Source organism: Janthinobacterium sp. TND4EL3, from assembly GCF_900156175.1.
Lineage (GTDB): Bacteria > Pseudomonadota > Gammaproteobacteria > Burkholderiales > Burkholderiaceae_D > Janthinobacterium.
In genome coordinates this window covers 44,006-54,649 of record NZ_FTMV01000024.1, presented here as the reverse complement: position 1 = coordinate 54,649, position 10,644 = coordinate 44,006, and the positions used below count along the sequence as shown (strand labels likewise).

The 10,644-nt window shown below is 66.3% G+C and carries 12 protein-coding genes; 2 read left to right on the top strand and 10 right to left on the bottom strand.

What is annotated here, in order from left to right; all coding sequences use genetic code 11:
- From BXA07_RS26480 to BXA07_RS26455, 6 genes are all read right to left on the bottom strand, one after another.
- Positions 1–448 (bottom strand): IS1/IS1595 family N-terminal zinc-binding domain-containing protein (locus BXA07_RS26480; RefSeq protein WP_139335785.1); only part of this gene is annotated, 448 nt, incomplete at its 3' end.
- Between the two features lie 103 nt (positions 449–551).
- Entirely contained in the window at positions 552–1,916 is a 1,365-nt protein-coding gene (locus tag BXA07_RS26475) for a sulfite reductase subunit alpha (RefSeq protein WP_076572486.1), read from the bottom strand.
- Between the two features lie 13 nt (positions 1,917–1,929).
- The gene (locus tag BXA07_RS26470; RefSeq protein ID WP_076572484.1) at positions 1,930–2,970 is read right to left on the bottom strand and encodes an FAD:protein FMN transferase; all 1,041 of its coding nucleotides are present in this window, start codon (positions 2,968–2,970) and stop codon (positions 1,930–1,932) included.
- A gap of 26 nt (positions 2,971–2,996) precedes the next feature.
- Positions 2,997–3,821: a DUF4198 domain-containing protein gene (locus tag BXA07_RS26465; protein ID WP_076572482.1), complete on the bottom strand. Its 825-nt coding sequence runs from the start codon at positions 3,819–3,821 to the stop codon at positions 2,997–2,999.
- Positions 3,822–3,833: 12 nt separating this feature from the next.
- Positions 3,834–4,349 carry a DUF2271 domain-containing protein gene (locus BXA07_RS26460; RefSeq protein ID WP_076572480.1) on the bottom strand — a complete coding sequence of 172 codons (516 nt, stop codon included), beginning with the start codon at positions 4,347–4,349 and terminating at the stop codon, positions 3,834–3,836.
- 32 nt (positions 4,350–4,381) lie between these two features.
- The gene (locus BXA07_RS26455) at positions 4,382–5,035 is read right to left on the bottom strand and encodes a PepSY-associated TM helix domain-containing protein (protein ID WP_076572478.1); all 654 of its coding nucleotides are present in this window, start codon (positions 5,033–5,035) and stop codon (positions 4,382–4,384) included.
- Positions 5,036–5,299: 264 nt separating this feature from the next.
- Between BXA07_RS26455 and BXA07_RS26450 the strand changes: the two genes are divergently transcribed.
- Together BXA07_RS26450 and BXA07_RS26445 are read left to right on the top strand one after the other, a co-directional pair.
- On the top strand, positions 5,300–5,797 hold the full coding sequence (locus tag BXA07_RS26450) for a pyridoxamine 5'-phosphate oxidase family protein (protein WP_076572476.1): 498 nt from the start codon (positions 5,300–5,302) through the stop codon (positions 5,795–5,797).
- 87 nt (positions 5,798–5,884) lie between these two features.
- Positions 5,885–6,478, top strand: a complete 594-nt coding sequence (locus tag BXA07_RS26445) for a DUF2239 family protein (protein WP_076572497.1) — start codon at positions 5,885–5,887, stop codon at positions 6,476–6,478.
- Between the two features lie 19 nt (positions 6,479–6,497).
- Here the strand turns inward: BXA07_RS26445 and BXA07_RS26440 are convergent, their stop codons facing one another.
- The 4 genes from BXA07_RS26440 to BXA07_RS26425 form a co-directional block, all read right to left on the bottom strand.
- Positions 6,498–6,764 (bottom strand): hypothetical protein, encoded by a 267-nt coding sequence (locus BXA07_RS26440; RefSeq protein WP_139335784.1) that lies wholly within the window; start codon positions 6,762–6,764, stop codon positions 6,498–6,500.
- Positions 6,765–6,954: 190 nt separating this feature from the next.
- Complete coding sequence (locus BXA07_RS26435; RefSeq protein WP_076572495.1) at positions 6,955–7,311, bottom strand: KGG domain-containing protein; 357 nt, start codon at positions 7,309–7,311, stop codon at positions 6,955–6,957.
- Positions 7,312–7,505: 194 nt separating this feature from the next.
- Positions 7,506–8,180, bottom strand: coding sequence for a ligase-associated DNA damage response endonuclease PdeM (gene pdeM / locus BXA07_RS26430; RefSeq protein ID WP_076572472.1), 675 nt, complete (start codon positions 8,178–8,180; stop codon positions 7,506–7,508).
- Positions 8,177–10,642 carry a ligase-associated DNA damage response DEXH box helicase gene (locus tag BXA07_RS26425; RefSeq protein ID WP_076572469.1) on the bottom strand — a complete coding sequence of 822 codons (2,466 nt, stop codon included), beginning with the start codon at positions 10,640–10,642 and terminating at the stop codon, positions 8,177–8,179. The genes pdeM and BXA07_RS26425 overlap by 4 nt, the downstream gene beginning before the upstream one ends.
- Positions 10,643–10,644 lie beyond the last annotated feature (2 nt).

The window sequence follows — 10,644 nt, the reverse complement described above, 5'->3', positions numbered from 1 at the left end:
CGGCCTCGGCGATGCCGTGCAGGCACAGCGGGCGGTCCGTCCTGGCAAGCGTCAAAAATCGGTGGCGCCAGCGGAAGGTGGTGTTGCGGTGCACGCCCAGCTGGCTTGCTGCCTTGCGCACGGAAGCCGATGCCAGCAGGCAATCGGCGTAGGCTAGCCACAGCGATTTATGGCGCAAGCGGGCCAGCGGCGTGCCGGTGAGCGCATTGAAGGTGCGCCCGCATGGCACGCAGCGGTAACGCTGCAGTCCGTGCGCATGGCCGTGTCGGTGAGCATGGCAGCTGTGGCAGGCGGGACAAGCCAAATGCGGCTGCGCCACGCTTTCAAGCAATGCGACGGTAGCGTCGTGTGGCGTGTTGCCACGCAGCAGGGCGATCCCTGCCTGCCGCTGGCGGCGGCTCAGCTGGGCAAACTGCGCGATAAAACGGATCCATTTGGCATGCTGCATGGAAGGCTCCTGTTTGTCTGATATAGACAGTCAGACAGCCGGGGCAGAGCAAGATTCCTGGAAATCCCCTATTTAACGAAGACAGAGCCTTTTTGATGGACAATTAATACACGTCGCGCCGGTAGCGCCCCTGAGCCGCCAGCGCATCGAGCGCGGGGCGGCCCACGATCTCCTGCAGGGCCTCGTCGACGCCGCCCGCCATGCCGGCCAGGCTGCCGCAGATGTAGATGGCCGCGCCCTGCTCCAGCCACAGCCTGACTTCGTCGGCATTGCCGCGCAGGCGGTCCTGCACGTAGGTGCGCTCGGCCTGGTCGCGCGAAAACGCCAGGTCCAGACGGGGCAGCTCGCCGCTGGCGTGCCAGCCTTCAATTTCTTCGCGGTAATGAAAATCGTGGGCGGCATTGCGCTCGCCAAAGATCAGCCAGTTGCTCCGCTGCCCGGCCAGCACGCGGCTTTTCAGGTGACCGCGCAAGCCGGCGATGCCGCTGCCGTTGCCGATCAAAATCAAGGGACGCTGGGCATTGTCTTCCAGGCGGAAGCGCTTGTGCTGGCGCAAGCGCAGCTGCACCACGTCGCCGACTGCTGCCTGCGCCGTCAGCCAGCCCGAGGCCAGGCCCAGGCTGCCGTCGGGATGCGCGTGCTGGCGCACCAGCAAGTGCACGCCGCCATCGCGCGGGATCGAGGCGATCGAGTATTCGCGCGGCTGCGACGGCTCGGCGGGCGCCGTCACCTGCACCAGGTCGCCCGATTGCCAGTCGGGCAGGCTGCCTTCCACGGGCGCCAGTTCCACGTGATAGATGGCGCCGCCCGCGCTGCCCGGGTTGAGCAGCTGCCGGCGCGTCAGGCGCCAGTCGCCGAAGGCGGGCGCGCTCCAGTCGGGCGCGTCGCTGGTGCCGGCCAGGTGGCTCAGGTGCTGGAACCATTGCTCGATGGCCCCACTGGCGCTGCGGTCGACCTCGATGCGTTCGAACAGGCGCAAGGCGCCCTGTGCCGCCAGCCAGGCGTCGAGCGCGCGGCCGAAGCCGCAGAACTGGCCATAGCTGCGGTCGCCCAGGGCCAGCACCGCGTAATGCAATTGCGGCAGCGCCAGCCCGCCCGTCATCAGGCGGCCCATGAAGGCGGCCGCATTATCGGGCGCGTCGCCCTCGCCATACGTGCTGACCAGGAACAGGGCCCGCTCCGCTTGTTGCAGATCAAGAGCCGTCAGTTCGGCCAGCGCGCACAGGCGCACGGGGATGCCGGCCAGCTGCAGGCTGCGCGCCGTTTGCGCGGCCAGTTCCTCGGCATTGCCCGTCTGGCTCGCGTACGCCACCAGCCAGGCGGGACTGTTGGCCAGCGCCGCCCTGGCGGCATCGGACGCGCGGCGCTTGCCGCGCGCGCGCAGCCAGGGCGCCAGGCACACGCCCGCGTAGCTGAGGGACAGGGTGGCCAGCAAGGCCAGCCGCGTCGTATCGTGCGTAAAAATCATGGGAAATAAATCTTCATTCGTCGAGCATGGCCAGCATGCGGCTGCTCAGCGTTTCGTGAAAACCAGGGCCGTCGCGCTGCAGGAAGCGGGCAGCCAGGCCCTGCTCCTCGGCCAGCGCCAAGCCGGCCTCGACACCGAGCACCGTCAGGGCCGTCGACCAGGCGTCGGCCGCCATGCATTGCTCATGCACGACGGTGACGGAAGCGAGTTGATTGGCGATCGGCATGCCGCTGCGCGGATCGATGGTGTGTGAGAAACGCGCCGTGCCATCCTGGAAGAAACGCCGGTAGTCGCCCGACGTCGCCACGGACAGGCCGTGCAGCGCCAGCAGCATTTCCGGCGGCTGCTGCGCATTGTCGGCACCATCGGCGGCGCCATCGACCTGTTCCAGCATGACCCACCATGGCTGGCCGTCGGGCTTGCTGCCGGCACCGCGCAGCTCGCCGCCCACTTCGACCAGGTAATGGCCGATGCCCTGGCTGTCCAGGTAGCGGGCCAGGCGGTCCACGCCATAGCCCTTGGCCACGGCGGACAGGTCCAGCTGCAAGCCGCCAGGCTGGCGGACGCGGCGGGCCGGCAAGTCCAGCTCCAGGCGGCGGCGCTGGCGCTGCGCCAGCAGCAGGGCCACCGTTTCGTGCTTGGGAGGAATAAAACCGGGTTCATCGTAGCGGTGGCGGGGGCCGAAGCCCCACAGGTTGACGAGGGCGCCCGCGCACGGGTCGTACGCGCCGCCCGACGCCTGCGAGACGTGCATGGCAAAGCCCAGCACCTCGCAAAACGCGGCGGGCAGGCTGTGCCAGCTGCCCGGTTCGGCCCGGTTGAAGCGGCCCAGGTCGGATTCGTCGCTCCAGTGGCTCATTTGCGCCACGACCAGGTCCAGCTGCTGCTGCAAGCCCTGCTGCAGGTCGGCGCTGCCGGCGCGTCCCGGCATGTCGGATTCGAGCAGGCGAACCGACCAGCTGGTGCCCATGGACAGGCCGCGCAAATCCCGGATCGCGGCGCCGGGCGGCGCGACCTGGTCGGAAATATGCTGCGGCAGCAGGACCCGGCGCATCGGCGAGCTTGTGAACGGGCCGCCGCTTACTGCGGCAGCACTTCCACGGTGGCCGCGTAGGTCATGCGGCGCTCGGGCATCGCCGGCGGCTGCCCTGCCACGGCTGGGGCGGCCGCAGGCCAGGTGCTGCTCAGGTAATACATGCCGGCGGCCGGCACGGTGAACGTGATCTCGCCCTTGGCGTCCGTGCTCTGGCGGATTTCACCGAGCACGCCACGGTAGCGCACGCCGCCCGGCACCAGGCTGAAAGCCTGGTTCGCGGCCGGCTTGCCGTCGACCAGGAAGCGCCACGTGGCCTTCTCGCCCGCGCGCAAGTCGTTCGGATGCGTGACGGGCACGAATTCCAGGCCCACGCCCGTCGGCTTGAACACTTCCGTGCTGGTTTCGCCATTGCTGAAGAAGGTTTCCAGGCGGGCTGCCGTGCGCGTGACTTTCAGGTCTTTCGCGTCGGCCGGCACTTCCTTCTTGAAAGTCTCTTCATTGCCGCGGAAGCGCTTCTGCTCGCCATTCACCGTGTAGCTGCCCATCACGTTTTGCGACACGATGGCGGCCTTGTAGGTGCCCGGCTTTTCCATTTTCACGTCGAAGACGCTGCGCAAACGGCCCGTGACGGTATTCGCCGGCGCGACCTTGGCGCCATCCGGGCCGATGACTTGCAGCGCGTCCAGGCGCAGCGGCTGGTGGTCGATCTCGAACAGGCCGTCGGACACGGCCGCGTCCACCGTCACCCAGGCGTCCTTGCTTTCCACCATCGTGCTCGATGGCACCATCCAGCCGCGGTGGGCGTGGGCGTTCATGGCCAGGCCGGCCAGGGCCAGGGCGAGCAGCGGTTTATTCAATTGCTTCAACATGGTAGGGGCGCCTTAAGGTTTGAGTTGGACGACGACATTGCCGAGTTCTTCCTTGCCCTTGGCAGGCACGGACTGGGCCGACTTCGGCGGCCACTGGAACGGCACGCGCACCAGTTCGCGTCCGCCCGCCTCGCGCGCCGCCTCCACCACCAGCTGGTACTCGCCGGCCGGCAGCTTGTCGAGCACGGCCTTCGAGCCGGGGAAGGTCAGATTGTGCTCACCGGGCGCGCGCGTGGCGCCGCTGACGCCGTCGACGGGCATGGCCAGGTCGCGGCCGCTCTTGCGCCACCACTGGCGCATGTCCTTCAGCCATTTTTCGCCTGCCTTGTCCTTCTTTTTCACGTCGTACAGCACGGCCAGGTTGCCGACTACCTTCTGGTCCGCCGTTTCCAGCCACGCCGCCACGTAGGGGCGGTGGTATTCCGCCACGTTCAGTTGCGGAATCTCAATCTTGAGGGCCAGGTCGGCCGCCATCGCCGAAGTGCCGATCAGGGGAAGGCCAAGCGCCAGGGAGTAGCGTAATTTCATGGTGTGCCTGTAAAAAGGAAAAATAAAAACGATCAGTGTATGAACAGCAAGGCGATCGCGCAGGGTATCAGGATACCGAGGCCAACCATCGGCCAGGTAAATGGCCGGTTGGCCGCGTGGAACTTCAAAATCAACAGACCCGTCAGGCAAAACACGATGCAGGCGCCGGCAAAGATGTCGATGAACCAGTTCCAGGCCACGCCCGTGTTGCGGCCCTTGTGGACGTCGTTCAGCCAGGACACCCAGCCCCGGTCCGTCAATTCATATTCGGCGGCGCCGTCTTCCAGGCCGATGCGCACCCAGGCGTCGCCGCCCGCCTTGGGCAGGGGCAGGTAGACTTCGTCGACGCTCCACTCGGCGGGACGGCCGCCCGCGTTGAGCGACCACTGCTGTTTCAGCCAGGTTTCGGCGGCGGCCGGCAGGGGCGCATTGGCGCCGTCATGCTGGGCGGCAAAGGCGGCCAGTTGCGTGACCAGGGGGGCCGGCAGGGTCGCCTGCTGGCGCGCGATGGACGGCTTGGACTCGATCTGGCTGGCGTGGTTCAGGGTGATGCCGGTAATGGCGAACAAAAACATGCCCAGCAGGCAAAGCGCCGAGCTGATCCAGTGCCACTGGTGCAGATTCTTCAGCCAGACGGCGCGGCTGGCGTTGTTCCTGGCCTTGTCGGCGGCGCCCGCACTATGCATGCTCCGCTCCCGGCAAGGGGCGGGCCAGCTGGCGCGACAAGTCAGTGTGCTTCATTCCCATCCTTCAATCAGAGTTCAAACTTGGTCATTACAACAAATGATAATGATTATCATTTATTAAGTCAATACATGGGGCGCCCCGCCAGGCCAGCGTTTTGTAACAGCTTTGAAACAAAGCCCCCCTGCGCTACGTAAGCTGGCGTACAGAGCCGCGCGCTGCGTCCGCCTATGCTGTTGTTCAGGACAACCAACAAGGGAGCACCCATGCAACATTATTCCAGCGAACAACTGGCCAGCATCGCGGACAAGATCAAGGACGTCAAGTTCGGCATGCTCACCACCAGCGACGACACGCGCACGCTCACCAGCCGTCCCCTGACGCAGCAGCAGGTGGACGCCGATGGACGGATCTGGTTCTTTGTCTCGGACGAGGCCGGCTACACGCGCGACTTGCTGAACAACCCGCAAGTCAATGTCAGCTTCGTCGACACGGGCGACAGCCTGTACGTGTCCGTCTGCGGCCATGCGGAATTGCTGAAGGACCGCGCCAAGGCGGAGGAACTGTGGAGCCCGCTGGTGCAAGCCTGGTTTCCCGGCGGGCTAGACGATCCGAAACTGTCGCTGATCAAGGTGACGATACAGTCGGCCGAATATTGGGACAGCAGCGCCAGCAAGATGATGCAATTCTATGAAATGGCCAAGGCCGCCATCACGGGCGAGCCGCCGAAAGATCTGGGCGAACACGGCCGAATCGACCTGTAGCAGGGGCGCACTATTTTACCCGGGTGTTATTGACTTCCGATTTAACCCGGGTAAAATTGCCTGCATATGCACTCATTGGAGCAAGCCATGCACGCCCCCACCCAGCTGACCGCCTTTGCCGGCCCACACAAAATTGCCTCCGGCACATTACATGCGCTTGCGCAAACGTTGAAGGAGCTGGTGACGCGCGATCCCGATGCGCAGATCCTGATCTTCGACGATGCCAGCGGCAGCCAGGTGGACTTGAACCTGCATGGCAGCCTGGACGAGGTGTTGCAGCGCCTGCCGCGCGCAGCCGCGCCGGCGCCGCAGGACGACGCTCCCGCCCCGGCGCGCACGGCGGGCCGGCCCAGGCTGGGCGTGGTGGCGCGCGAAATCACCTTGCTGCCCCGCCACTGGGAATGGCTGGCGACGCAGCCGGGCGGCGCGTCCGTCGCCTTGCGCAAGCTGGTGGAGCAGGCGCAGCGCGGCAACAAGGCGCACGATGAACAGCGCCAGGCGCGCGAAGCGGCCTATAAGGTCATGAGTGCCCTGGCAGGTGACGCCGCCGGTTTCGAGGAAGCGAGCCGCGCCCTGTTCGCGGGGCGGCAGCAAGCCTTCCTTGAAAATGTGCGCGACTGGCCAGCCGACGTGCGCGAACACGTCACGCGGCTGGCCCAGCGGGGATTATCAGACAGTTAAGGAAACGGACGGGGGCAGCTCAGACGCCGGTGCTGCCCGTCGTGTCGGGCGCATCGTCGGCGCTCTGCCGGCTCTGGCCGGCCACGCCGGACTGGTGATGCGGCAGACGGTCGGCGCGCCGCACTTCGCCGATGGAAAACAGATCGTCGCCGATATCGAGACCCTGCTCGCTATCGACCAGCACAAAGCTTTCGGCTGCCTCTGCCGTGCTTTGCTTGCTGCCCGCCGTGGACGGCGTGCCGCCTTGGCTATTGCCTGGATTCGGCGTGTTGGAGTTGCCCATCATCTTCTCCCGGAAAATTGGCTGCGGGCTTGACTACGCGCTAGCCTGCCATCACAGCCTTTTCATCATAGTCCATGTCTGCTGCATTGCATCACTTTTTGGCGCCGCAGGAAAAACCCCGCACATAGCCGGCGGAAAGCCCCCGCTTCCCGCCGGCCATGCCCACCGATGCGTCTCGTGCTACGGCGCGCCGCTACTTGTTGCGCGAGCCGGAGCCGGAACCCGAGCTAGAACCGGAACCGCCGCTTTGCCGGTTGTCGCTGCTGGCATTGTCGCGCGAACCGCCGGAGCTGACGGCGCTTTGCCGGTTCGCATCATTTTTATGGCTTTGGCTGCCTGCGCGGCGTGCTTCCTCGGACGTGAATTCATGCGCCGTGCCCTTTTCATGGGCGGCCCGCCCTCCTTCGCTGGCGATTTCGCGCTGCTGGGCGGGGTCCATGGAAGCGAAGCCGCGTTTGCTCGTATCGCTTTGCTTGCTGCCACTGCTGCTGCCGCTACTGCTGCTACTGGTTTTACTACCTTGCTGTTTATTGTCGCTCGATGTGGCCATGATGATCTCCTTGATCGATGGAATCAGAAAACAGTGCAAACCATGCAATTCTTTCCCCTCGCATGGCAAGGGAACCGTCATCTTAGTGCGCGCATGGGGCGCAAGAAATAGGAGGATGGCAAGAGCGCATGTAGGATGAGTCCCGCCCGTGGTGGCCTAGTTACTTTCAGTTCTTCACCAAAAGTATCTAACACTCAGCAGTGAGCGGGCAGCGGAAAAATCGCCGCGTCGGCCGTCACGTAGACGCGCTCGCCAATGCCCGGCCGCACGGCGTGGCCACCCGTGAAGGCGCCGAACGAGGGCAGGATGGCGCGCGATGGTCCCAGCAGGAAACACGGCAGGCGCATGCCGCCCCGGTCTGCGCGCAAGTGAAACACGGGATGCACGTGGCCGGCCAGCACATAGCCGGACGCCGGCGTTTCAGGATGGTGGCAGAAGGAAAAACCGCCCACCGTATGCGGCTCGTCCGCCATGGCGATGCGCAGCGCCGCAGCGGGGTCGCCCGCATGCGCATCGTGGTTGCCGCGCACCAGGGTCAGGCGCAAGCGGGGATGGCGGGCGCGCCAGGCCAGCATGGCCGCCACGGTGGCCGCCGCATGGGCCGCGCGCGCATGCAGAAAATCGCCGAGAAAGACGATTTCCTCGCAGGCATAACTGGCCAGCAAGGCGTCGAGTGCCAGCAGGTTTTGCGTGGTGGTGCCATGCGGCACGGGCACGCCCAGCGCGCGGAAGGCGGCGGCCTTGCCGAAATGGATGTCGGCCACGACCAGCATCCTGCGCGCCGGCCAGTAGACGGCCTTGTCCGCCAACAACCAGACCACCTCGCCGGCCAGCTCCACCGCGCAATGCGCTTGCTCCTGTCCCTTCATGCGGCCGCCTTTTCCAGCGCGCTGACCAGCCGCGCCACCCGGTCCGACAGCTTTTCCGTCGTCAGCTGTTCGCGGAAGCGCTCGACCATCAGGCCGAAGGCAAACGGCGAGGCGCGCTCCAGTGGCTGCAGGGAAATATTGCGTTCATGCAGCTCGCGCAAGGTGGCGCGCAGCCGCGTCAGCTCCAGTTCCTGCTCCAGCACTTCGCGCTGCGCCTGCGTGAGCAGCAAATTGGCCGCGTCATGCTTGCGGAACACCTCGAAAAACAGCGAGGACGACGCTTGCAGCTGGCGCGCGCTTTTCGGCTGGCCCGGATAGCCCTGGAACACGAGGCCGGCGATGCGGGCGATTTCGCGGAAGCGCCGCTGCGACAGTTCCGTCGCATTCAGGCTGGCCAGCACGTCTTCCAGCAAATGTTGCGTGCTGAACAAGTCCAGTCCCGCGCCCGTGGCCCCGTCGAACAGGGGAGAAAAATCGAGCTCGCTTGCCCCCAGCAATTCAAAACCGTAGTCGTTGACGGCAATCGACAAGGTGGCCGGTTGCACGCGGGCAATGCGGTAGGCCAGCAGCGAGGCCAGGCCCAGATGCACGGAGCGGCCCGCGAACGGATACACGAACAGGTGCCGGCCTTCGCGGCTGGACAGGGTTTCCACCAGCAAGTCGGTGCGCGTGGGCAGGGCCGACCAGCGCGCCTGGATGGCCAGCAGGGGCGCCAGCGCGCGCATTTCCGGTCCCTTGGCACGGCCCTCCTGCGCCAGCTGCAGCTGGTCCAGCACGGCGTGCGCCAGTTCCGACGACAGCGGCATCTTGCCGCCCTGCCAGCGCGGCACGGCGCCGCGGCTGCCCGTAGCGCGCCGCACATAGGCCGTCATCTCGTGCACGCGCACGAATTCCAGGATGCGCCCGCCAAACAAAAAATGGTCGCCCGGCTTCAGGCGCGCGATGAACGATTCCTCGATGCTGCCGATGCGCCCGCCACCGAGAAACTTGACCTGGATCGCCGCCTCCGAGACGATGGTGCCGATGCTCATGCGGTGGCGCCGCGCCAGCGCCACGTCCGGCACGCGGTACGTGCCCTGCTCGTCCGGCAGCACCCTGCGGTATTCCGGGTACACGGTCAGGCTTTGCCCGCCGCGCGCAACGAAATCGAGCGCCCATTGCCACTCGCCGGGCGTCAGGTGGCGGTAGGACCAGGCCGTGCGCACCTCTCCGTACAACTCGTTTGAGTGAAAACCGCCGCCCAGCGCGATCGTCACCAGGTGCTGCACCAGCACGTCGAGCGGCTTGTCGGGCACGGGGCGCGCCTCCAGATGGCCCTGCGCCAGGGCGGCGCGGGCACCGGCCGCTTCCAGCAATTCCAGACTGTTGGTGGGCACCAGGGTGACGCGCGAAATGCGCCCCGGCGCGTGGCCGCTGCGCCCGGCCCGCTGCACCAGGCGCGCGATGCCCTTCGCGCTGCCCACCTGCAGCACCCGTTCGACGGGCAGGAAATCGACCCCCAGGTCCAGGCTGGACGTGCACACGACGGCTTTCAGCTCGCCCGTCTTCAGGTGCTGCTCGACCCACTCGCGCACTTCGCGGTCCAGCGAACCATGGTGCAGGGCGATCAGGCCGGCCCAGTCGGGCCGCGCATCGAGCAGGTGCTGGTACCACAGCTCGGCCTGCGAACGCGTATTCGTGAACACCAGCGTGGTGGCGCTGCCCTCGATCTCGGCGATCAAAGGCTGCAGCATCTGGATGCCCAGGTGGCCGCCCCAGGGAAAGCGCGTCGGATTGACGGGGATCAAACTGTCGACGCAGATGCGCTTTTTGATTTTACCTTCGACCAGCACGCCATCGCTTTGTTCTCCCAGCAAGACGTCCTGCGCCTGCCGCAGATTGCCCAGGGTGGCCGAAAGGCCCCACGTCATCAAGCTTCCATTCCAGCGGCGCAGCCGGGCCAGCGCCAGCTGCACCTGCACGCCGCGCTTGCTGCCCATCAATTCATGCCACTCGTCGACGATCACCGTTTCCAGCAGGCTGAAGCGTTCCTGCGCGTCAGCCTGGCTCAGCATCAGCGACAGGCTTTCCGGCGTCGTGACGAGCACCTCGGGCCAGGCCTTGGCCTGCCGCGCCCGCTGCGCGGCGCTCGTGTCGCCCGTGCGCGCCTCGATGCGCCAGCCGGGCGCCAGCGTTTCGCCGGACGCCTGCAGGGCGCGCACGGTGTCGGCCGCCAGCGCCCGCATGGGCGTGATCCACAGCACGCGCAAGCCCTGCTTGCGGCTCTTGCGCGCCAGGCGCTCGGCGCGCAGCAGGGCGCCGAACCAGACGGCATAGGTCTTGCCGGACCCTGTACTCGCATGCAGCAGGCCCGATTGCCCTAGTGCGCTGGCCCGCCAGACGGCGCGCTGGAAAGGGAACACGGCCCAGCCGCGCCCCGTGAACCAGGCATCGACGCGCTGCGCCAGCGCGCTCTTGCTCATCG